Genomic DNA, 21,923 nt, shown 5'->3' on the forward strand with positions numbered 1-21,923 from the left:
CTTTTAAATCAACTCGGTAATTTATAAAACTCGGTAATACTAATTAAAATTCACGGTTATAACACACTGCTCACTCAATAAATTGCGCAAGATCAGCAATAAGCACTTTTTATTTTTTTACATTTCCAGTAGATTGTCAGCGCCGTCACAAAATAGAGAAGTACAAGAATATGAGCGCAATTAGAGGCGAGTTTAGCTCTCGCTTTGGTTTCATTATGGCCGCTGCGGGTTCTGCCGTTGGTTTAGGCAATATTTGGGGTTTTCCCACACAAACAGCCAGTAATGGCGGTGCAGCGTTTTTAGTTGCATATTTAGTATTGGCATTTTTTTTAGCCTACCCTGCATTAATGGCAGAGCTAATGATTGGTCGACACGGCCAAGCAAATGCTGTTTCATCACTTGCAAAAATATCAAATAAACCTTGGCAAAAGCACTTTGCTTTTATTGTCGGCTTTGGCGGTATTTTATGTGCAGGCTTTATACTTAGCTTTTATGCCATCGTTGCAGGCTGGATGCTCAGCGCGACGATAGAGCCAGTCACAACATTAGTTGGCGCATCATCGGCTTCAACGTGGTTAAGTGAACAATCACTTACCCGCAATATCATATTTACTATCGTGTTTATTCTATTAACAGTGGCGATTATTAGCCGTGGTGTCGAAAATGGCATTGAAAAGTGGTCAAAACGTTTAATGCCTGCACTTTTAGGGATTTTATTTTCGCTAATAGCTTACGTAATGACTCAAGATGGTGCAGTTGAGGGCTTAAAAGCGTACCTTGTTCCTGATTTTTCGTCTATTTTTGACGCTAAATTATTAGTTAGCGCATTAGGCCAGGCCTTTTTCTCATTATCACTGGGCACTAGTGTTATGATTATTTATGGCTCTTATATCAGTAAAAAAGAAAATTTAGTTTCACTTGGGGCTTATGTAACGCTTATAGACGTATTCATTGCCTTTGTCGCAGGCTTACTTATTATTCCGGCTATGTACGTTGCACAAGCACAAGGGGTTGAGATTTTCTCTTCGACAACAGGTGAACTGCTCTCAGAGGACACGTTAGTATTTCAAGTACTGCCAGCGCTTTTTGATGGTATGGGTGACATGGGTTTATTTGTAGGTTTTGCATTTTTTGCGCTAATGAGTATTGCAGCACTAACATCGTCTATTTCAATGCTTGAAGCGCCCGTATCGTATACCGTAGAGCGATTTGCACTTAAGCGGGTACAAGCAACATGCCTAATTGGTGCATTAATTGCTGTAGTTAGTATTACTATAGTCTGTAATCTAGAGAGTTTATTTGGTTTAGTAATTACACTTACAACCAAAGTTGCTCAGCCTTTACTTGGTCTGATGTGCTGTATATTTGTAGGCTGGATCTGGTATAGAGGCTCGTTGCTTAAAGCAATTCAGCAAGGTAATCCAGAAGTACATAACACATTATTCTGGAAAATATGGCCTTGGTACACTAAGTTCGTATGCCCGCTCGCTATAGGCATGGTATTTTTGCACTCACTGCTAAGCTAAATACCTTAAAAATACGCTATAAAAAATAACCCATCCGTAATTAGCATGCTAATTACGGATCTCAGATTAAAACCACGCGAATTCAAATTAAAAACCGGTGAGTTTTAATAAAAAACAGATATGAAAATGCTTAAATAGCATCCTCATCTTCTTCAGCAGTTCGAATACGAACAACACGCTCTACATCAGTGACAAATATTTTTCCATCGCCGATTTTTCCTGTTTGTGCTGTTTTAACAATAACGTCTATAGCACGCTCTACATCGTCATCCGCTAAAATAATATCTAGTTTTACCTTAGGTAAAAAATCAACCATATACTCAGCACCACGATACAATTCGGTATGCCCTTTCTGACGCCCAAAGCCTTTAACTTCACTCACCGTCATTCCGTTGATACCAACCTCCGATAGCGCTTCACGCACATCATCTAGTTTAAAAGGTTTGATGATTGCTTCAATTTTTTTCATATTCATTATTTTCCAAAGCTTTAATTACCTCGATTTTAGACAATCATTATCTTCATAGCAAACAAAGCAATTGAATTGCGGTGATAAAACAATCAGCCGTGATATAATTTTCACTATAACAATAATTACACTATCGCAGTAAGTGAGATTAATATGAAAAATAAGAAACATGGCTTCACCCTATTAGAGCTGATGGTTACGGTTGCGATTGTGGGTATTGTCGCTTCTATTGCACTTTGGAGCAGCAGTAACATGCTAGAAGAGAACCGCGCTGAGAATTTTTTGTTAGAATTAAAGAGGAATGTTAGCTATGCGCGCTCTCAAGCAGCCAGCTCCGATGAAATTGTCATTGTTTGCCCGGTACAGTTCAATGCCCTAAAAAGGAACGATCAACAATTACCATGCAGGAATAATTGGGATAAAAATAAAATAATCATTGTTTTTATCGATAAAATTAATTCAAAAGAAGACCGTGATAAAAATAAAGTTAGCTACAATTCACCCGGAGATAGCTTACTACGTGTAATGGAAAAAATTGGACCAAACGATAAGCTAAAATATACAGGAAACGAAAGTATGTTGCGATTTAATACAAGTGGTCGAATTACCACTAAGCCGGGTGATTTCGTATATTGCCCAAATAGTGGTAGCGAGAACGTAAAAGCGTTGACTATAACTCAGTCGGGCACCGCCTTTTATCTTGGTGATAACGAAAATAAATGCGGTTAAAAAACAATCAAACATGCTTGTCATATTGTTATCATTTACTACACTAAAATAATGTTTTGCACTAACGGGAACTTCAAGGATGAGGTATATCACACTTTCACACAATGTTGTTGGGATGACCCTTTTAGAAATAATGGTATGCATAACTATTTTTGCAATAATTAGCCACCTTACTCTGTCTTTTTCTCCTAATTTTTTAGCCTTAAATCGTGCAAGTAATCAAATGAACTTATTGCATCGTAACATTAACTACGCGAGGCTATATGCCATAGAAAATGGAACATACGTTACATTATGTGCACTAAAAAATAATGAGTGTGTGGTAGATTATTGGGATGATCAGGTATCACTATTTATTGATAGTGATAAGTCTACATCGCTAAATGACGAAGAATTACTATTAAGTACGTTTGAGCATACTCACCATGCAGATAGTCTTGAATACCCAAGAAATGCGATTACATTTAGACCTGATGGCTCATTAAATGGTTTTCAAAACGGTACTTTTATCTACTGCCCAAACAATAATAAAGCAAATCTGGAAGGACTTGCTTTATCGATAAGCCAAACAGGAAGAATTAGAATTAAATCAACGAATAAATGCCAGAAAAAATAAGCTACCTTCCCCAGCAATAATTAATATCAGAATTGCCTTTTTTACCCTTAGCGCCTTTGAGCCCGACATCAGTAATGGACAATTCTTTACAGTCTGCATCATCTTTTACCACTCCTGCAATTGGTTTTGCTGTTATAGTAAATGTCGTTTTCTCTGTGTTTAATTCTATTGATAACTCGAAGTGTTTGTTTTCAGTTTTATTTTCAATACCTAAATCTGAGAATGTTTTAGTATATTCACGATTATCAACAAAAAACTGCTCTTCTTTGTTTGCTGCATCCAATAAAGCAGCGGCAGCTTCTGCTCTAGATGCGCGCTTTACGTATTCGGTATAGTTAGGTAGCGCTATAGAAGCTAATATACCAACAATAGCAACGGCTACCATAAGTTCAATGAGTGTAAATCCATTCTGCTTTTTTAGCATTTGTATATCCTTAGTTCTTAATTTCATCATTTTCTTCACGTTTATAAATATAAGTTTGGAAAACCTCAAGCCCTAAACTCACTGGATTTCCTGAAGCATCCTCTTCATCTACTAGGTTTATTTCGCCATCAACAACCACCAAATCAGGCCCTTGTATTTTAATCGGCTTCATTGGATTATCTCCATCTTTTCTTAATGGACCCGGAAAATAAAATTGGCTTTCTTGGGTAACGTCAACACTAGGGTCGCTATCACATTTGCCATCAGCATTGCTATCAACACAAGAGGGTGATTCACCAAAGAAGAGTTGAGGGGTATCTGGCACATCATAACTCGTTGCAAATTTTAACTCGTCATAAACTTTAGTCCCATAATGCAAATGAAAAGCATATAAAGAGCCCCCACCGCCACTGAGTGAACATTGATTTTCAGTTGATGTTTTTGACTCGGGTGTAAAGGACGTAAAGTAAGCAACGCCACCAACCACAGTTGAAGCTGCTAGGGACTTTTCACCGATTCCAAGCTCATATCGCCAGCCTTTAAAATCAGCTAAGTCAGCTTCTAACTCAACAAACTTATCTACATCATCCAATGCATTCCCAAATGGATCACTATTCATATGCATCAAATCTGCAGGCTTAATACTATCTGGCGCTTTAGTTTTATATGATTTTGTAAGTGTATTTTCATCTCGGATCATAAATAGCTGATCTTTTTCATTCGTATCAGTTGGCTTTGAACGATTACCACTTCCAATCACTACTGCATCATAAGGCGTATCAAGGCGAGTGACTGTTTTTTTACCGTTGATTGTCGTTTCTGTAACCTTACTAAACATAGTTCTTGCCACTAATGGCTGGTAAAAAAAACGCCTATCTTCTGTTGCCTTGCTACTACCTAATTCAGCTAGTTTAAAGTGGCTAAACTCATCTACATCTGTTCCTGGCATATCGATACGCCATATATTACCACCGGTGTCTGCCGCATAAATCCTATCAATATAACCATCATAATCAGAGTCAAGTGTTGTTACATCGGCGGCAATACTGTGCTTACCTGTAAAACCATTTTTGTCTGGAGTCAAGGCCCATACAAGAGTCCCTTCTTTCGCATCCACAATAAAAACACCTCGCCCGATATCATCCTCACTACGTATAGCGGCATCTTTATTAGTGTCGTACCCTGCACCAAAAACTAATAATGGCTTATCACCAAAAGCTTTAATATAGGCAATTTTTGGTTTAGACCATGTTTGAGCAAGTTCCTTAAAGTCTCCTTTACCGCCTTCTATTGGCTTATCCCATAATTTTTCAGGCTTATTTGGAGATGTTATATTCAACGCATAGTAATTTTTCCCTCCACGGCGCATTCCAGCAAAAGCCCAAACCTCATTACCTTTTTTAGCATCTATAATGCCATCGTTTATACCATCGTTATTTAAATCTTTATTATTAAAATAAACACTAATCGGCCCATCCATACCATACACTTTGGTCTCAGCCTGATTATTGCGTAATGGCTTAATTATGTCGTATAGATCAGAGGGAATAAATGCCCAGCTTTCGCTCACTGTATTACCACTATCTTTAAACATATGTAAAAAGCCAGCATTAGTGCCAATAAGTATACGAATATCATCATTGCCATAATCAATGGCAACAGGTTTCGAGTGCAGTGGATCGCCAAAAATATCTAAACGCTGATCGTTTGATGAACCGTCTTTATCTTCATCGTCTACATCTACCCCCATAGCCCATTTTATGTCTGAACTTGCTAAGCTAAGGGGATTATCAGTAACTAAATCAAGTATGTCGCCTACAACTGATGTGTTAAAACTGACTATTTTTCCCTCTTTATCAGTATATAAATTTCGACTAGTCGTATTTAGTGTCGTTAAATGAAGATTAACGCCACCTTGCGCGACGGCATTACCATCGGCAGGATCTCCACTGGGGAGCCAAAATGTTTTGGCCCCTTTATCAATTAAACCATTATTATCTAGCGCTTGTTTACTTACTGAGTCTATAATTGTACTGCCAGAGACTTCTAGTTTCTTTAAGTTCCCTCGCCATCGAGCACCTGTTTCCGGATAAAACATGGCAAAATAAATCGCGTTACGACTCCTCGTTTGATCTACATTGTTACTCGCGACCGATGGAGATGAAAAACTATCATTAACCTCTCGAATCCGTGAAATTGTATTTTTTAAAGCATCTGATAATTGCGTTGCAGTATTTGCATGCAAATATTGACCACCACCATAAGACGCTGTATCAGAGAGTAAATTTTTACCTGAATTACTCATCCCTGTCCCAAAGCCTATCGGATAGACTCTACCAATATCATGCACTGTTTTTGTGTTTGTATATAAATCAATCTCAACATCTTTAGTACCATGAATAACTTTAGCTAATGCCGTTAAATAGCTATTACTCACAACGGGTCCATTACCGGAAAAATAGCTTTTATGTAATTCATTTATATCGCTGTTTCGATTTGCATCTTCAGATGGGTCACCATCTGTCATTAAGATTATGTTTACACTGTTATCACAGCGTAAAGGCTCACCAGATACTGGCTTAAAAGGTGACTGATATACCCCGAAAGATTCTGCAGTAAAATCACGAGAATTAGTGTTAGTCCCATAGTAAACACGCTGTCCGGTGATATACAAATACGCCTCCCACAAGGTTTCAGTTAATGGTGTAGAGCCACTTGCCGGCAATGCATTAATTTGGTTTAACAAAAATGCCTTTTCAGAACCAATTCTGGCTAAAACATAGCCACCGTTATTGCCATTAAAACGCATTAAACCAAAATCAATGTCATCATTATCATTGACTAATTGCTTAATGGCATTTTGTGCAACTTTTAAACGACTATCCTGACACGAAGCCCGCAAAGAGCCATTCACTCTTTTGTAGCATTGCTGATTTCGGTTATATATGGACTTGCTTTCAAAGCACTCTATCTGAGAATAGTTCCTGTCATAACACCTATCTCCATCTGTTACATCCCACGCCATGCTGCCGGATGTATCAAAAATCATTAAAACACGTGGCTTTTCATCGGTCTCAACGTTGTGATTTACATATAGCTCTATATCTTCGGCAATGACCGATAAACTTACAATTGAACAAAGGAATGAGGCAAACACTTTCTTAAATTTCATTTTAAATCCGCTCACTTAATTAACTACCTGTTGTGCCATTCCAGTTACTATTGTTAACTGGTGCTTGCTTTTTGAGCCATATTCAATAGTCGTCGTAACTTGTAGTATATTGCATGAAATACCGGTAGTTGCTGCATTACTTCGCAGGCAAGTTAAATTTTGAACCCCCTGATTTAAATTAGTCATTGTGCTTTTCATACCGTCATGGTTCGCTATATCTTTAGCTGAAATGAAAGTATCGGCTTCACCTTCTTTGACTACTTTTGTTATCGTTTCCTCAGGGCTTAATAAAAAACTACTCTTACCGCCTTTTTTTATTTCAGTAAAAATTACGCGCTGTATCTCTCCAATTAGCTTATTTTCTGCCACTTCTCTTTCTTGTGCCGCATTTGTAATTTTCACATCAATACTACTGCTACTCATTAATGTTACCGCTATCCCCGTTACTGCAATAACCATGATCAGCGCTGTTATAAGCACCACTCCTTGCTGTTTTGCCGAGGTGTTCTTTAAATTCGCCATGAGTTTCCTCCAACATTATTCAAACGAATCGTTGTCGTGAATACTGTACGTCTAAAGTTATCAGTGAATTTTAATTCACGTTTATTTGCATCTTCACCCAAGGTATAGGTTTGATTTTTAACCTTAAGACCGGCATCCGGCTGTAGTGCTCTGATCAATAAAAACATCTGCACCGTTAATATCCTTCTGCGGGTTTCCCAATCACTCGGGGTCATATCGTTAATGCTTCTGTAAGTATCCACACGATTGTCGCCTGTAGTGTCCAAACCAAAAACAAAACGCATATTTTCAACCCCTTCCATAATTGTTTCTGTTTTCATAGCATCATTAACTAAGCGACTTCGCATTAAAGCAGGTACTGTTAAACTTTTGTTATTTACTTTATAGGTTTGCTTCGCAAGATAATAAACATGGTGGCTATAAGGCCAAACAGTTGCACTAACATTTAATGTTCCAGGAGCTATAATTCCACGAACATATTGGGCTTTTTCTTGCTCTGCAATAAAATAGTTTTCGTCATCTTGTGTATTGTTATTTCCAGGTTCGATTATAATTTGCTTACCCTGTAAAAACTTTATTTGTAGAATATCACTCCCTTTAATCGGATTTTTTACACAGTTAAGCTCGGTTCCTGAGTCGGCTTTTTTTGCATAAATAGATCTAAAGTTACTCCCGCTAGAAAAATCTGGAAAACTTCCATTATTTACCCCTTCAAAGCAGTCACCACCAGGGGCAGATAAAGTCTCAGTGTTTTTTGCTGCGAATGAGTCTTCGTAAAAAGTTCCCCAAAAGCCAACTTGTTCTATATCACGCTGCATTATATTTATTGCTAGACGACCAGTCTCTTGAAGCTCGCCTATGGTCATTGTGTCTTTCGTCGTGACTTTCATGCCAATATACGTAAACATAACGCCACCTAAGATCAGCACACCGATAAAAAGTGAAATCATCATTTCTAAAAGCGTAAAGCCTCGTTGATACATACTAACTCCTAATATAAATGTAGCTGGTTAAAACGACTAGACGGCGTTTCTTATCAGCTGCACCACACTTAACGTTGCTTGTTTGTGTGTTTGCTTTAAATTCTTGTCGGCCTTGCCACGATACAATGACCTCTAAATTAAATGCCTTACTACCTGCTGGTGTTAAGTTTATGCATACTGTTGCACCATCTAGTGAGCCCGTATTTTCACGCGCTCGAATAGCACGTTTCCACTGCTCTATATTAAGTAAAGCTATTTGAGCTGCACTACACGAGCCTTCAAAACACGTGGTTGATGAATTAGTTGCTGTTTTACTCGTAAAGGACTGTTTATAAAGAGTCGCTAATTGGGGGCTGTCGTTAACGCGAATTCGCTGGACTATATCATTTCCAAGTGCAATAGCAGCAGCACGCTGCATAGAGTCAAAGCTGGCTTGTTTTGCTTTCGCTTGCAGTGCAACGGCACCTAATAAACCAAAACTAAGAATAATAAATGCAATAAGCACTTCAATAAGTGTGAAACCTTTTTGCAATTTAAACTGGTACGATTGCATAGTAAAACCAAGTAAAGTTATCTAATTGTAAGTTTATGCAATTTATAGGTAGATTCAAGTAGGACTACGACAGACGGTTATATTTGTTGATAAACGGTTAGGGCCTGCTTATCTTGCGAAATTAATTTGCAGCAGACTGTTTGGTATTTAACCTGAACTCTGGTTAAGATATTTACTAATATATTGAATCATGGTGATATTTAAATTTATTTTCTCTAGCCAGAGATTTTCAGTAAAACAAGGCGAAATTACGTGTCAATAGCGGGCCTATTGCAAATAAATTCAATGCAGTTAGCGCTGCAAAAGCTGCTTGAGATAGATTTATTATCCAGAGTTCAGGTTATTTAGAGTGCATCCTTAACGGCTCTTAATTCACGGCGGCTAACGGGAAGTAATTCATCACAACCTTGTAATTGAATAACATGGTGTCCATTGCTTTGGTTATGTAAAGCGATAATCTTGCTTCTGTTTACCAAGGTGTTGCGATGAATACGTAAGATGAAAGTTTGGTATAACGCTTCGAGCTGCTTTAAGCTTTGCTCAATAAGTGCGTCACCCTCTTCGAATACTATTTTTGTATATTTTTCTTCCGCACTAAAATAAAAAATTGATTCCATTTCAATACTCTTAAGCGTACCTGCTAGCTGATAGCTGATTTTATTCATGTGCTGCTTTTGTACCTGTACTCTAGTTAAGCGCCCTAACTGCCCTATTGCTTTTTGTAAGCTTTGCTCTGATATTGGTTTTACTAAATAACCCGCAGCATTTAATCCAATAGCATCTAATGCATGCTCTGGATACGCCGTGGTAAATATAATTGCAGGGGGAACAGCCGAAAGATTCAATTCTTTAGCAACCTCTAACCCACTCATTCCAGGCATATCAACGTCTAAAAAAACTAAATCAGGTATTTGTTTTTTAGCTAATTGTAACGCTTCTCGGCCATTACTTGCCTCCCCTAATAACCTTATCGTTTGGCTATTAGTAAGTAAGCGCTTTAAGCGTACCCGAGCAAGAGGCTCATCATCAACAATGAGTATATTCATGAAATATTCTCAACACGTTTAGGGATCACAACTTTCACCCTAAATACGCCATGGTTATTAGCTATTGTTAGTTGTGCTTTATTTTTATAATAAATATTTAATCGCTGGCGAATATTATCAAGTGCCATGCCGTTATTAGCTCTTTTTTTAGTTTCACTCACCGTTATTGGATTAGAAACAATAATAGTTAAATAGCCAGTAGTAACATGCAGCTCAACATTAATAACAGCCCCACTTTCGCTCGTTTCTACACCATAGTAAACCGCGTTTTCAATTAAAGGCTGCAATGTTAAGCACGGAATTAAAAGTGCTGGCAACTCATTTGGTATGTGCCAATCAACTTGTAAACGAGTACCGAAACGCCACATTTCGAGTGCAATGTATTGCTGACTCAACGCAATTTCATCTTCTAAAGATACATTTTGCCCTGAGCGCATTGCGGCTTGCGATAATGCTGCTAACGCCAAAATAGCCTGTTCAGCAGCTTGTGCATCTTGATGAGTAAGTTCTGCGGCTGTATTTAAGCTATTGTATAAAAAATGAGGGCGAATACGCGCTTGGAGTGCATCGAGTTCGGCGCGAGAAAGCGCTTTTGTTTGCTGTTCATTTTCAAAGTAAAGTAGTAAAAATTGTACAAATAATACCGTAAGCAAAAAAACAATAATGCAATTTCGAAGAGTAAAAAACACCAGTTGTTCTCTATTTTCTATATCAAAAGCAAAGTATGAAAACAGTATGCTAAATGCAATCGTACTTACTATAAAAGTGATAAAAAAATAAGCTAATTGAAAAAAATGAGTGTGTTTTTGTAAAAAGAGCCGACATAAATATAAAGAAGAAGTGCTGACTAAAACAATTAAATGGATAAATAAACTGATAACCCCGAGGCGTTGCCATATATCCCCATCGGTATTGGGTGAAAACGCCAGTACAATAGCAATAACTTGAGACACAATAAGCGAAGCTAGAACGCCTCGCTCATTAAAAAGAGCCGAAAAAAGCAATGCACCCGATTGAAGCGACTTGCTCATAACGACTCTCCTTTAATCTAAATTTTTAAATTAACGCAGCTCTACTGGCACAGCAAATACAATATTCTCTATTTCACCTGGATTCTCAACAACCTGTTTACCACCAAGCTCTTTTAATCGGCTAATTACCTGTTGTACGAGCACTTCTGGCGCCGATGCACCGGCAGTGACTCCCACTGATTTAGCATCTACAACCCACTGGGCTTGCACATCAGTGGCATCATCAATCAAATAAGCAACCGTACCCATTTTATCTGCAAGCTCACGCAAGCGATTTGAGTTAGAGCTGTTTTTAGCCCCTACGACTAATAACACGTCAACTTTGTCTGCTAAATCACGCACTGCATCTTGTCGATTCTGTGTTGCATAACAAATATCATCTTTACGCGGTCCATCAATAGATGGAAATTTAGTACGAAGCGTATCAATGACATCTGCGGTATCATCTACTGATAACGTTGTTTGACTGCAGTAAAAAAGATTGTCTGCATTTTTTACATTTAATGACAGAACATCTTCCACTGTTTCGACAAGGTAAATACCTCCGGCTGAGTTATCGTATTGCCCCATTGTACCCTCTACCTCAGGGTGCCCATGATGACCTATCAAAATACACTCAATACCTTTGCGGCTAGCGCGCGTAACTTCCATATGTACTTTAGTTACAAGCGGACACGTTGCATCAAATACTTTTAAATCACGGCGTTTAGCCTCAGACCGAACAGCTTGCGATACGCCATGTGCGCTAAAAATAACAATGCTATCGTCAGGTACTTGATCAAGTTCTTCAACAAATACTGCACCACGGCTTTTTAGCCCGTCAACCACATAACGGTTATGCACTACTTCGTGGCGAACATAAATCGGTTTTTCAAAAATATCTAAAGCGCGCTCAACAATACTAATAGCACGGTCAACACCAGCGCAAAAGCCTCGAGGATTAGCTAATAATATTTCCATTAACCTTCTACCTCAATAATATCTACCTCAAACGTTAAACGCTGACCCGCTAAAGGATGATTAAAATCAATCGTTACCGACTCACCTTGCACTTCGCGAACTAAACCTGGGAGTTCAGTCCCATCAGGTTGTGTAAACGCAATAATTGCACCTACTTTAGCTGGTGTTTCTGGGCCAAATTTACTACGGTCAACGTAGTAAATATTATCTGGGTTTGGCTGACCAAACGCGTCTTCAGGTTCTAGTTCAAAGGTTTTGCTTTCGCCAGCTGTTAGTCCTAATAAACATTTTTCAAAGTTTGCTGTTAGGCTACCGTCACCCATTACTAATTTAGCTGGCTTGTTATGTACCTTAGTAGAATCAGCGGCAGAGCCATCTTCTAACTTAATAGAAAAATGAAAAATAACTTGCGAGTTTTCACCAATTACAGCTTGGCTCATGCTTTATGCTCCTTTGGACTCTCACCGGTAAAGGCATCAAATAACAATAATGCTGCGCCAATACAAATAGCGCAATCGGCAATATTGAATACAGGAAAGTGTGAGTCTTTATAAAATACGTGAATAAAGTCGATTACATAACCATAGGCAATACGATCATATAAATTACCAATAGCACCTGCAAGTACTAGCGCATAAGCACCGCACAGCACTTTATTTGTTGCAGGGAGTCGCTTTAACCACCACACAAGCAAAGCACTAATAGCGATTGCAATGCCACTTAAAAACCAGCGCTGCCAACCACCCGCATCGCTTAAAAAGCTATAAGCGGCACCATAGTTATGAACATAGGTAATACTAAAAACAGGCAGTAAATTTATCGACTCTTGATAAGTCATAGTATTTACAACAAGTGTTTTACTGGCAAAGTCTATTACTAATATTAATAGACTTAACCAAAGCCACACTAAACCACTTTTTTGGGCTAGTTTGCTCACTAAAAATAACTCCTAAGCGAATTGACGCTTTTCGCCTTCGCCATCAACATTGCTTACACAACGACCACAAATTTCAGGATGAGCTGGGTTAACACCTACATCTTCGCTGTAATGCCAACAACGCTCACATTTAGCAGCATCTGTTGCAGCAACACTAATAAATAAGCCTTCAATTTCGGTGGCTTGTGTATCCGCAGGCTGGCTATCAACTTCAGTAACATTTACAGCTGATGTTAACAATACAAAACGCAGTTCATCGCCAAGCGCATTTAATTTAGCGGCAAGCTCTTTACCCGTAAATAAATTAACCGTTGCCTGAAGCGTTGCACCAATGACTTCTTCTTTACGTGCAGCTTCTAATAAGCGGTTTACTTCGTCACGTACAGTTAGAATTTCTAACCAGTCATCGTTACTAAATTGGCTATTTGTTGGCGCTTGTAAGCCATCGTACCAAACTGATGTAAATACGTAGTCACTACGCTCACCCGGTAACGCTTCCCAAATTTCTTGTGCGGTAAAGCTCATAATAGGTGCCATCCAACGCGTCATTGCTTCTGCAATATGATAAAGCGCTGTTTGACAAGAACGACGAGCATGGCTGTCACTCTTAGCTGTGTACTGACGGTCTTTAATTACGTCTAAGTAGAACGAGCCAAGCTCACCCGTACAGAAGTTCATTAGCTTTTGCGTTACTAATAGCATTTGGTAGCTATCGTAAGCGGCTAAAATCTCGTCTTGCAACTGAGCTGCACGGCCAACAATCCACTTATCAAGCTCAACCATGTCATTAATAGCAACTTGATCTGTTTTTGGATCAAAACCATTTAAGTTAGCTAGCAAGTAACGGCTGGTGTTACGAATACGGCGGTAACGATCGGCTGAGCGTTTAAATATTTCATCCGACACAGTCATTTCTGCCGTGTAATCGGTAGAAGCCACCCATAAACGTAGAATGTCGGCACCTAGTTTATTCATCACATTTTGTGGTGAAATAACATTGCCTAGTGACTTAGACATTTTGCGGCCGTTTTCATCAACAGTAAAACCATGCGTCAATACTTGGCGGTATGGCGCATGACCATTAATAGCCACTGATGTCATCATTGATGACATAAACCAACCACGATGCTGATCAGACCCTTCAAGGTATAAATCAGCGGGACCCACTAAGTCTTCACGTGCGTCTACAACACAAGCGTGTGACACACCTGAGTCAAACCATACATCTAGCGTATCTTGCACTTTCATGTATTGCTTAGCATCTTCTTCACCAAGTAATGTAGCTGGTTCTAAATCGTACCATGCTTGAATACCAGACTTTTCAACAAGCTCTGCTGCTTGTGAAATTAGCTCTTGTGTATTTGGGTGAAGTGCACCGGTGTCTTTATCAACAAACAAGGCAATGGGTACGCCCCAAGTACGCTGGCGAGAAATACACCAATCTGGGCGACTTTCAACCATGTTAGAAATGCGGCTTTCGCCCCACTCTGGTAACCACTGCGTGTTTTTAATTTCTTTTAATGAATCTTGACGTAAGTTAGCCTGATCCATACTTACAAACCATTGTGGTGTAGCACGGAAAATAATAGGGGTTTTATGACGCCAGCAATGTGGGTAACTATGCGTAAGCGCATGATGATGCATAAGCGCACCACGCTCTTTTAATACTTCAATTACGCTCGCATTCGCTTTAAATACATGCTGACCTGCAAAAAGCTCGGTATCTGGTAAATAAACACCATTTGCACCAACAGGGTTAGCTACTTCAAGGTTGTAATTTAAACCAGCCACGAAATCTTCTTGACCATGACCTGGGGCAGTATGTACAACGCCAGTACCTGAATCAGTCGTTACGTGTTCTGCTACAATTACCGGTACATTAAAATCATAAAAAGGATGCGCAACTTGTAAGTTTTCAAGCGCAGCACCTTTTACATAACCTAATACGTGAAAGTGATTAAAGCCAAAGCGGTCCATTGCATCTTTAACAAGCTCAGAGCCTAAAATTAGACGTTGTTGTAAGCCTTCATCTTCAACTTGTACTAATGCATATTCTAAATCGGCGTGTACAGCTACGGCACGGTTTGCAGGAAGCGTCCACGGTGTGGTTGTCCAAATAACAGTACCAACACTGCCCTCACCTTTATGGCCTTCAAGCAAATCAAATGCGCTAACAACAGCATTTTGATCAACAAAAGTAAATCGTACATCAATCGCTGGTGATTGCTTATCTTGGTATTCAACTTCAGCTTCTGCTAATGCTGAACCACAATCTGTACACCAATGCACAGGCTTAGCACCTTTATGCAAATGACCTTTTTCAATAATACGACCAAGTACACGAATTGCATTCGCTTCAAAGTCAAAGTTCATTGTTAAGTAAGGCTTATCCCAATCTGCAAATACGCCTAAACGTTTAAAATCAACTTTTTGACCTTCAACTTGTTTTTTAGCGTAAGCACGGCATTTTTCACGAAACTCGCTCGCGGTTACTTTTACGCCCGGCTTGCCTACTTTTTTCTCAACCATTAACTCGATTGGTAAACCATGACAATCCCAACCAGGAACTAATGGTGAATCAAAGTCAGATAATGTTTTAGACTTAACAATAATGTCTTTTAATATTTTATTTACTGAGTGGCCTAAATGGATATCGCCATTTGCATACGGAGGGCCGTCATGCAAAATAAAGGTCTTTTTACCTTTCTTAGCGCTGCGAATTTGACCGTACAGGTCGTCTTCATACCATGCTTTCAGCATTTTTGGTTCACGTTGTGCCAAATTGCCACGCATTGGAAACGGTGTTTCCGGTAAGTTCAAAGTATGTTTATAGTCGCTCATTTATCCTACATTCCGTCTCTATCGGCTACCTGATTTAAACCAAAACACTGCTTAGCGGCAGCAACATCGGTTGCTATTTGTGCCGTTAATTGTGTTAATGTCTCGAATTTTTTTTCATTGCGAAGTTTTTTTATTAACTCCACATGCATAAATTGTCCGTAAATATCCTGCGCAAAATCAAAAAGATGAACTTCTAATAATGCGCGCGTTCCATTAAATGTGGGCTTATTACCTACATTTGCAACGCCAAAAATTTGTTTTTCTGCAATCGTTGCTTGTACAGCAAACACCCCATTAACGGGACACACTTGGCGTTTTAGCGCAATGTTTGCGGTTCTAAAACCAAGCTCTCGCCCTCTTTTCCAGCCATGTATAACACGTCCAGAAATAGCATAATCGTGGCCAAGCATTACTTTTGCACTGGCTAAATCGCCTGATGCTAAAGCATCTCGTATTAAAGTGCTGCTCACTCTAGCATTTAACTGGCGAAAACTCGCGGTGCTTTTTACATCCATGCCCGCTTGTTTTCCCATGCTAGCAAGTAAAGCAAAGTTACCTTGGCGCTGTTTACCAAACTTAAAATCATCACCAACAGTGAGCGCTTTAACACCTAACTTTTTAATCAAAATATCGCTAACAAATTGCTCAGCGTGCATATTTGCAAACTGCTGAGTAAAGCTAATGCAAATAACTCGCTCAATGCCTAACTCACTTAGCAAACATAGCTTATCTCGTAAGCGCGTTAAACGTGCAGGTGCATTGTTTTTGGCAAAAAACTCTTGTGGCTGAGGCTCAAACAGCATTACAGTGCTAGGCAAGCTATGCGCTTTAGCATCAGTAAGTAAACCTTTTAATACTTCAGCGTGGCCTAAATGAACACCGTCAAAATTACCAATAGTTAACACACAACCAAAATGGTGTGGGCGAATATTGTGTATACCTCTAATTAACTCCATGCCACCTGATGCCTTGTTTAGCGAGTTATTAATTACGACTAAAAAATACTTAAAGTCGCAGAGTTGCCGATTATAATCTTTTTTTTAATTTGATTCAGTAATTGCTACACTTTTTATCGTATTTAGTCTAACGCCCATCAAAAATAGCATTGCAAAGTAACTAACGCCTGCCAAAAACACTAACGCTATTAATAATACAACTTGCTCTGCAAAGGCCCAAGTAGCCCAATAATAGTAACTGCTCACAAACCATGTAATAGCTCCCATAACAATGCTTGCAACAAAACACTTAACAGTAAAGCGTATACTCATTGACGAAAACTGATATACGTTTTCTTTTTTAAGCTGCCTGTAGAGTAAAAAAGCATTGCAACTGGCCGATAATGAAGTAGCCAGCGCTAAACCTAAATAACCAATAAAAGGAGCCAACATAATGTTAAACACCATATTTAGCACAAGGGTAATAATACCAATACGCACCGGTGTTTTGGTATCTTGGCGAGCATAAAAGCCTGGCGCGAGTACTTTAATGAGCATAAAGCTGACAAGGCCAACTGAATACGCAACAACACCTAAGCTTACGGCTTTAACATGATCAACACTGTCTTCTTTAAACGCTCCGTGATCAAATAAAACAGTAATAATAAGTGGGCTAACGATCATTAAGCCTATCATTGCTGGCAGACCTAAAAATATAACAAAACGCACCCCCCAATCGAGCGTGTGTTGGAAGTCACTATTTTTTTTACTGCTGTGCAATTTAGAGAGCGCCGGTAAAATAACTGTCGCTATACCAATACCAAATAAGCCCAGCGGAAACTCAATTAAACGGTCAGAGTAATAAAGCCAAGCAATTGAGCCTGTCATTAGTAATGACGCAATCATGGTATCTAGCAACAGATTAATTTGACTAATAGATACACCAAATAAAGCCGGTAGCATAAGTTTGCGTACTTTTTTTACGTTTTCGTCTTGCCATGCCCAACGCGGTCGAGCCAGCATTTTTGCTCGATACAAAAATGGAAGTTGGAACAACAACTGCACCACACCACCAACAAACACGCCAATTGCAAGAGAATAAGCCCCAACGTTAAATTTATCATGTAAAAAAATTGCACATGTAATTATAGATACATTGAGTAAAACCGGTGTAAATGCAGCAACAGCAAACCGGTTATACACATTCATTACTGCACCACTTAGCGCCACTAAACTTACAAAAAATAAATAAGGGAAAGTAAATTTCAGTAATGAGCTAGCAAGTTCAAACTTTTCGGCATCAGGGCCGCCTTGCCACCAATCAATAAACCAGCCTGTGCCAAATAGTGCAGCGATAACAGGAGACGCAATTACACCTACAATAGTGACAACCAGTAAAATAGTGCCTAACGTACCAGCAGCCTGTGCAACGAAGAGTTTAACTTTATCATCCCCCTGTTGCTCTTTGATTTCACTCAATACAGGTACAAACGCTTGAGCAAACGCACCTTCGGCAAACAAACGGCGTAAAAAATTTGGAATACGATTAGCAAATAAAAAAACATCAGCTGCAGCACTTGCGCCTAACAAATTAGCCACTACAGCATCACGTACAAGCCCCAAAACTCGCGATATCATAGTCATGCAGCTAACAATCATACCGGAACGAAATAAACCTTTTGACACTTTAAACCTACTTGAAAATCTCTAATAAATGCAATTATGCCACAGTCTTTTTTATAAATCGCTTTAAAGCACTAGGCTGAGGGTCTGTGCTTTGTTACAATGTCGTCATTAACTGCTAAAGCGGCAAATTGATGCTCGTTACATGGTGCAGTTTTTCTTGGATGTTAAATTTAAATTGACATTCATGATAGAAACAGGCATATTCCACGGCCTTTAATTTAAGCTTTATTTTAAGATTGTTAGGAGCAAACCTTGGCTAACATCAAGTCTGCAAAAAAACGCGCTATCACAAGCGAAAAGAACCGTCAGCACAACGCAAGCCGTCGCTCAATGATGCGCACTTACTTCAAAAAAGTACTTGTTGCTATTGAAGCTGGCGATAAAGAAGCTGCACAGCAAGCTTTTTCTGTTGCTACACCTATCCTAGACCGTTACGCAACTAAGGGTCTAATCCACAAAAACAAAGCAGCTCGTCATAAGAGCCGTATAGCAGCTAAAATTAAAGCTCTATAATTTGTTTTTGTTAGAATATAAAAAACCGGCTTTAGCCGGTTTTTTTTTATCTAAAACTTAATTTCGTAGTTTATAACCATCGGCATAAATATTTAAGCAGATTGGTGTTATACATTTTCCAAGTCTGGATAAAACTTCTTAAGCATTGCCGCTATTTTTTTAGGAGTAAATGGTTTAACTACAAAACCTTTGGCCCCCTTATCTATTGCATCTTTTACATTTTCAATACCAGAGTGAGCCGACACCATAACAACATTCGTCTCAGGGCTTAAATCGTTGATCTGCGCTATTAACTCTTTGCCGTCCCCGTCTGGTAATTCAATATCTAAAAAAATAATATTATAATTTGCAGCCTGGCACTCACTAATACACTGTGAGGCGGTAGATGCTTCCTTTACATTGTCTATCCCTAAATGCATTAGCGTTTGACTCAAAAAGCTACGCACCGTGCTAACGTCATCTACAATTAAAATTGATAGCTGCGTATTCATCTTTATTCCTTCATAAGCTATAAGCTATAAGCTAGGTTATAATTAATTCCTAACTTCATATATAAATTTACTTTTTTAATTATAGAGACCTACACCAAAAAGACCACATTTGCTTTATATTAAGCCATAAATAAAAAGTACCAGTTAAATAAAGGAGTCATACATTTATATAATGACCAAACATGAGAACGCATTAATAGTGTCAGCCTGCTAAAAGCAAAGCTCCATATATTATAAATACTTTAAAGCAATGCAGATTATCTCGTTATTAAGTGAAGTCTTGTCGTAAGTTACTCTTAACCCAGATGAACAACCCACTTCTCGAGTTAAAATCTCTATTTATAATAAATGTTAATCAAATAATTCACTGTACTATTTAAACCCCCACCAAAAGCATTAAGAACCGTAATTGATGATAAATACATAACAATAATGATTTTTTGGATTAAAAAAACTAATCTGAAAATTTAAAATTACTTGGTTGAAAGCTGTGCAAAATATCAACATAATGGCGCTCCTTTTTTCAACAACTGAACTATTGAAACGACCATGCTAAACGAGCTAGATTGGCTTTTAAATACTATATTACTTGCACTAGGTTTAGGTGCATTCTTTATCAACCAGATCACTTTACTGCGCATTGCAGCTATTAGTGCGTGTGGTTTATTATTCTTATCATTTAGCTTAGATCTTATGTCGTCGAGTGTTATTTCAAATATGAGTTTGGTGTTAATAAATACTTTTTACTTGTTCAAGGTTTATACTTTTGGGCAATTTAATGTAACCCAAAGTTAACAATTTCTCCTTAGAATATTTTATAACCCAGCTCTGCTGGGTTTTTTTATGATTAAACCTCAATCTGCACTAATAACGACAAGACAACTTCCCCTTACTAGCCCGTAAATTTTTATTTAAATAAAATAAATTAATTAAAATTCCAATTTACCCTTTAAAAATATACTCACACCCCAACGTCTATTTGCACGGCACATTACTTTTTCAATCTATTAAATTAAGAAGGAATTAATTATGAGCAAGACCCTAATTATTGGTGCAAGCGGACAAATTGGTAAAATGACTACCGAGTTACTGCTTAAAAATGAACAAAGTGTAGTTGCCTTAGTGCGTGACAAAAGCAAACTAAGTGATTTACAAGGCCCTTTTTTAAATATTGTCGAGCAAGATCTCGAAGGTGATTTTAGTAACGCACTAAAAGACTGCGAACAAGTTATATTTGCGGCTGGTTCGGGTGGTAATACAGGGGATGACAAAACTGTGTTGATTGACTTATGGGCTGCAACTAAAGCGGCAACCTACGCTCGAGAGCATGCAATTAAGCACTTTATCATGGTCAGCTCAATTGGTGCAGACGACCCCGATTCAATCGATGGCGATTTAAAACCATATCTAGTTGCTAAGCACATGGCCGATGAACATTTAATCAACAGTGGCTTAAATTACACTATTATTCGCCCAGGGACATTAACTAACGATGCAGCTTCATTAACAGTAACAACTAAGCGCCCACAAGATCAGGATAAAGCTAAAATTAGCCGAGAAAATGTGGCTAATGCGTTACTTCATATTGCTACAAATAGTCCCAGTGGCAGTCGCATTTTTGAATTATTTGATGGCGATAAACCAATTAAAGCAGCCGTTAAATAAGCCTTAATGAACTGATTTTATTAAAACATGCTCATTTTACCTCGTAGAATGAGCATTAATTACATAACGATTTAAAGCCCTGCCAAGCTAATTGCAATGCTAATAATGTTAAAATATATTTAAAAATGCACTTAAATTTGCCTGTTGGTATATGGTTTAATAATCGAATTCCCAGCCATGTGCCTATAGCCCCACTAAAAACCATTGCACCGACTAAAGGTAGCCACTGCCAAAAGCTAAAACCAACGGCCCCATATACGCCAGCTTTAAATAAATGCTGAGTTGACATGATACTTGAAAACGTGGCTGTAAAACGCATCTTGCTATAGTTACTCATGTGTAAGCAGCTTCCGACTAATGGGCCACTTGCACCGATAAACATCGAAATAAATGTAGTAGCAAAGCCACCAGCTAAACGCCAAAGTATTGATCTGCTGTGCAATAATGGAGTCTTTCCCCACAAAATATAAATAACAAAAACTCCTGCAACTAACTTCATAACATCTAATTGAATGTTTGAAACAATAAAACTCGACAATACCGCCCCAGCTGCGCCTCCAAGCGCAAAATAAATAAACATACTTTTATCTATATGTTTAAAACTCAGTAATAAGCGATTGGTATTTGACCCTAGTTGTACGAGCCCATGAATAGGAACAACTAAAGTCATGGGCATAAACGATGCCATCACAACAAGTAACATTAGCCCGCCGCCTGCACCAAAGGCAGCAGAAAAAAATGAAGTAAAACCTGCCAACAAAACAAACACTAATGCCAACATAGGCGAAATAAGATCAGTCGTAAATAAATCCATATTTAAAGCA

At 38.5% G+C, this 21,923-nt stretch carries 22 protein-coding genes; 6 read left to right on the plus strand and 16 right to left on the minus strand.

The genetic code is table 11. From position 1 onward, the window contains the following. Positions 1-170: 170 nt before the first annotated feature. Positions 171-1,526 carry a sodium-dependent transporter gene (locus tag ACJJVZ_RS14555; protein WP_405601469.1) on the plus strand — a complete coding sequence of 452 codons (1,356 nt, stop codon included), beginning with the start codon at positions 171-173 and terminating at the stop codon, positions 1,524-1,526. A gap of 130 nt (positions 1,527-1,656) precedes the next feature. Here ACJJVZ_RS14555 and glnB read toward each other — a convergent pair whose 3' ends face one another. Beyond that, a complete protein-coding gene (glnB, locus tag ACJJVZ_RS14560) occupies positions 1,657-1,995 on the minus strand; it encodes a nitrogen regulatory protein P-II (protein ID WP_077539086.1) in 339 nt (112 codons plus the stop codon). A gap of 153 nt (positions 1,996-2,148) precedes the next feature. Between glnB and ACJJVZ_RS14565 the strand changes: the two genes are divergently transcribed. Further along, positions 2,149-2,724 carry a GspH/FimT family pseudopilin gene (locus ACJJVZ_RS14565; RefSeq protein WP_405601471.1) on the plus strand — a complete coding sequence of 192 codons (576 nt, stop codon included), beginning with the start codon at positions 2,149-2,151 and terminating at the stop codon, positions 2,722-2,724. A gap of 79 nt (positions 2,725-2,803) precedes the next feature. Beyond that, a complete protein-coding gene (locus ACJJVZ_RS14570; RefSeq protein WP_405601473.1) occupies positions 2,804-3,340 on the plus strand; it encodes a GspH/FimT family pseudopilin in 537 nt (178 codons plus the stop codon). A 1-nt stretch (position 3,341) separates the two neighbouring features. Here the strand turns inward: ACJJVZ_RS14570 and ACJJVZ_RS14575 are convergent, their stop codons facing one another. The 13 genes from ACJJVZ_RS14575 to murJ all read right to left on the minus strand — a co-directional run bounded on the left by ACJJVZ_RS14575 (position 3,342) and on the right by murJ (position 18,388). Next, on the minus strand, positions 3,342-3,764 hold the full coding sequence (locus ACJJVZ_RS14575) for a type IV pilin protein (protein ID WP_138585537.1): 423 nt from the start codon (positions 3,762-3,764) through the stop codon (positions 3,342-3,344). A gap of 10 nt (positions 3,765-3,774) precedes the next feature. Beyond that, the gene (locus ACJJVZ_RS14580) at positions 3,775-6,936 is read right to left on the minus strand and encodes a pilus assembly protein (protein WP_405601476.1); all 3,162 of its coding nucleotides are present in this window, start codon (positions 6,934-6,936) and stop codon (positions 3,775-3,777) included. A 15-nt stretch (positions 6,937-6,951) separates the two neighbouring features. Beyond that, on the minus strand, positions 6,952-7,458 hold the full coding sequence (locus tag ACJJVZ_RS14585) for a pilus assembly protein PilX (RefSeq protein ID WP_405601479.1): 507 nt from the start codon (positions 7,456-7,458) through the stop codon (positions 6,952-6,954). Then, entirely contained in the window at positions 7,446-8,441 is a 996-nt protein-coding gene (locus ACJJVZ_RS14590) for a PilW family protein (protein ID WP_193155767.1), read from the minus strand. Before ACJJVZ_RS14590 ends, ACJJVZ_RS14585 begins: the two co-directional genes overlap by 13 nt. Before the next feature lies 1 nt (position 8,442). Next, positions 8,443-8,994, minus strand: a complete 552-nt coding sequence (gene pilV, locus ACJJVZ_RS14595) for a type IV pilus modification protein PilV (RefSeq protein ID WP_193155768.1) — start codon at positions 8,992-8,994, stop codon at positions 8,443-8,445. Between the two features lie 344 nt (positions 8,995-9,338). Continuing rightward, positions 9,339-10,040: a LytR/AlgR family response regulator transcription factor gene (locus ACJJVZ_RS14600; protein ID WP_405601481.1), complete on the minus strand. Its 702-nt coding sequence runs from the start codon at positions 10,038-10,040 to the stop codon at positions 9,339-9,341. Further along, entirely contained in the window at positions 10,037-11,071 is a 1,035-nt protein-coding gene (locus ACJJVZ_RS14605) for a sensor histidine kinase (RefSeq protein WP_405601484.1), read from the minus strand. Before ACJJVZ_RS14605 ends, ACJJVZ_RS14600 begins: the two co-directional genes overlap by 4 nt. Positions 11,072-11,101: 30 nt before the next feature. Next, positions 11,102-12,031, minus strand: a complete 930-nt coding sequence (ispH, locus tag ACJJVZ_RS14610; RefSeq protein ID WP_405601486.1) for a 4-hydroxy-3-methylbut-2-enyl diphosphate reductase — start codon at positions 12,029-12,031, stop codon at positions 11,102-11,104. After that, positions 12,031-12,471: an FKBP-type peptidyl-prolyl cis-trans isomerase gene (gene fkpB, locus ACJJVZ_RS14615; RefSeq protein WP_077538652.1), complete on the minus strand. Its 441-nt coding sequence runs from the start codon at positions 12,469-12,471 to the stop codon at positions 12,031-12,033. Before fkpB ends, ispH begins: the two co-directional genes overlap by 1 nt. Then, positions 12,468-12,968 (minus strand): signal peptidase II, encoded by a 501-nt coding sequence (gene lspA / locus ACJJVZ_RS14620; RefSeq protein WP_405601488.1) that lies wholly within the window; start codon positions 12,966-12,968, stop codon positions 12,468-12,470. Before lspA ends, fkpB begins: the two co-directional genes overlap by 4 nt. A gap of 12 nt (positions 12,969-12,980) precedes the next feature. After that, positions 12,981-15,809 (minus strand): isoleucine--tRNA ligase, encoded by a 2,829-nt coding sequence (ileS, locus tag ACJJVZ_RS14625; RefSeq protein WP_405601490.1) that lies wholly within the window; start codon positions 15,807-15,809, stop codon positions 12,981-12,983. Between the two features lie 5 nt (positions 15,810-15,814). Beyond that, positions 15,815-16,765 carry a bifunctional riboflavin kinase/FAD synthetase gene (gene ribF / locus ACJJVZ_RS14630; protein WP_405601492.1) on the minus strand — a complete coding sequence of 317 codons (951 nt, stop codon included), beginning with the start codon at positions 16,763-16,765 and terminating at the stop codon, positions 15,815-15,817. Positions 16,766-16,849: 84 nt separating this feature from the next. Continuing rightward, a complete protein-coding gene (gene murJ / locus ACJJVZ_RS14635; protein WP_405601550.1) occupies positions 16,850-18,388 on the minus strand; it encodes a murein biosynthesis integral membrane protein MurJ in 1,539 nt (512 codons plus the stop codon). 294 nt (positions 18,389-18,682) lie between these two features. Here murJ and rpsT point away from each other — a divergent pair, with 294 nt between their 5' ends. Further along, entirely contained in the window at positions 18,683-18,943 is a 261-nt protein-coding gene (rpsT, locus tag ACJJVZ_RS14640) for a 30S ribosomal protein S20 (protein ID WP_008166555.1), read from the plus strand. Positions 18,944-19,050: 107 nt separating this feature from the next. Here the strand turns inward: rpsT and ACJJVZ_RS14645 are convergent, their stop codons facing one another. Continuing rightward, on the minus strand, positions 19,051-19,434 hold the full coding sequence (locus tag ACJJVZ_RS14645; protein WP_077538659.1) for a response regulator: 384 nt from the start codon (positions 19,432-19,434) through the stop codon (positions 19,051-19,053). 549 nt (positions 19,435-19,983) lie between these two features. Here ACJJVZ_RS14645 and ACJJVZ_RS14650 point away from each other — a divergent pair. Together ACJJVZ_RS14650 and ACJJVZ_RS14655 are read left to right on the plus strand one after the other, a co-directional pair. After that, positions 19,984-20,229: a hypothetical protein gene (locus tag ACJJVZ_RS14650; protein ID WP_077538661.1), complete on the plus strand. Its 246-nt coding sequence runs from the start codon at positions 19,984-19,986 to the stop codon at positions 20,227-20,229. A 234-nt stretch (positions 20,230-20,463) separates the two neighbouring features. Beyond that, positions 20,464-21,099, plus strand: a complete 636-nt coding sequence (locus ACJJVZ_RS14655) for an SDR family oxidoreductase (RefSeq protein WP_405601495.1) — start codon at positions 20,464-20,466, stop codon at positions 21,097-21,099. Between the two features lie 55 nt (positions 21,100-21,154). Here the strand turns inward: ACJJVZ_RS14655 and ACJJVZ_RS14660 are convergent, their stop codons facing one another. Continuing rightward, positions 21,155-21,913, minus strand: a complete 759-nt coding sequence (locus ACJJVZ_RS14660) for a sulfite exporter TauE/SafE family protein (protein ID WP_405601498.1) — start codon at positions 21,911-21,913, stop codon at positions 21,155-21,157. Positions 21,914-21,923: the final 10 nt, after the last annotated feature.

The sequence above is a fragment of the Pseudoalteromonas sp. Ld19 genome (genome assembly GCF_045064135.1).
Lineage (GTDB): Bacteria > Pseudomonadota > Gammaproteobacteria > Enterobacterales > Alteromonadaceae > Pseudoalteromonas > Pseudoalteromonas aliena.

Coding starts and splice junctions, on each gene's coding strand:
- ACJJVZ_RS14555 (WP_405601469.1), top strand. CDS start 171: ATGAGCGCAATTAGAGGCGAGTTTAGCTCTCGCTTTGGTTTCATTATG.
- glnB (WP_077539086.1), bottom strand. CDS start 1,995: ATGAAAAAAATTGAAGCAATCATCAAACCTTTTAAACTAGATGATGTG.
- ACJJVZ_RS14565 (WP_405601471.1), top strand. CDS start 2,149: ATGAAAAATAAGAAACATGGCTTCACCCTATTAGAGCTGATGGTTACG.
- ACJJVZ_RS14570 (WP_405601473.1), top strand. CDS start 2,804: ATGAGGTATATCACACTTTCACACAATGTTGTTGGGATGACCCTTTTA.
- ACJJVZ_RS14575 (WP_138585537.1), bottom strand. CDS start 3,764: ATGCTAAAAAAGCAGAATGGATTTACACTCATTGAACTTATGGTAGCC.
- ACJJVZ_RS14580 (WP_405601476.1), bottom strand. CDS start 6,936: ATGAAATTTAAGAAAGTGTTTGCCTCATTCCTTTGTTCAATTGTAAGT.
- ACJJVZ_RS14585 (WP_405601479.1), bottom strand. CDS start 7,458: ATGGCGAATTTAAAGAACACCTCGGCAAAACAGCAAGGAGTGGTGCTT.
- ACJJVZ_RS14590 (WP_193155767.1), bottom strand. CDS start 8,441: ATGTATCAACGAGGCTTTACGCTTTTAGAAATGATGATTTCACTTTTT.
- pilV (WP_193155768.1), bottom strand. CDS start 8,994: ATGCAATCGTACCAGTTTAAATTGCAAAAAGGTTTCACACTTATTGAA.
- ACJJVZ_RS14600 (WP_405601481.1), bottom strand. CDS start 10,040: ATGAATATACTCATTGTTGATGATGAGCCTCTTGCTCGGGTACGCTTA.
- ACJJVZ_RS14605 (WP_405601484.1), bottom strand. CDS start 11,071: ATGAGCAAGTCGCTTCAATCGGGTGCATTGCTTTTTTCGGCTCTTTTT.
- ispH (WP_405601486.1), bottom strand. CDS start 12,031: ATGGAAATATTATTAGCTAATCCTCGAGGCTTTTGCGCTGGTGTTGAC.
- fkpB (WP_077538652.1), bottom strand. CDS start 12,471: ATGAGCCAAGCTGTAATTGGTGAAAACTCGCAAGTTATTTTTCATTTT.
- ileS (WP_405601490.1), bottom strand. CDS start 15,809: ATGAGCGACTATAAACATACTTTGAACTTACCGGAAACACCGTTTCCA.
- ribF (WP_405601492.1), bottom strand. CDS start 16,765: ATGGAGTTAATTAGAGGTATACACAATATTCGCCCACACCATTTTGGT.
- murJ (WP_405601550.1), bottom strand. CDS start 18,388: ATGACTATGATATCGCGAGTTTTGGGGCTTGTACGTGATGCTGTAGTG.
- ACJJVZ_RS14645 (WP_077538659.1), bottom strand. CDS start 19,434: ATGAATACGCAGCTATCAATTTTAATTGTAGATGACGTTAGCACGGTG.
- ACJJVZ_RS14650 (WP_077538661.1), top strand. CDS start 19,984: ATGCTAAACGAGCTAGATTGGCTTTTAAATACTATATTACTTGCACTA.
- ACJJVZ_RS14655 (WP_405601495.1), top strand. CDS start 20,464: ATGAGCAAGACCCTAATTATTGGTGCAAGCGGACAAATTGGTAAAATG.
- ACJJVZ_RS14660 (WP_405601498.1), bottom strand. CDS start 21,913: ATGGATTTATTTACGACTGATCTTATTTCGCCTATGTTGGCATTAGTG.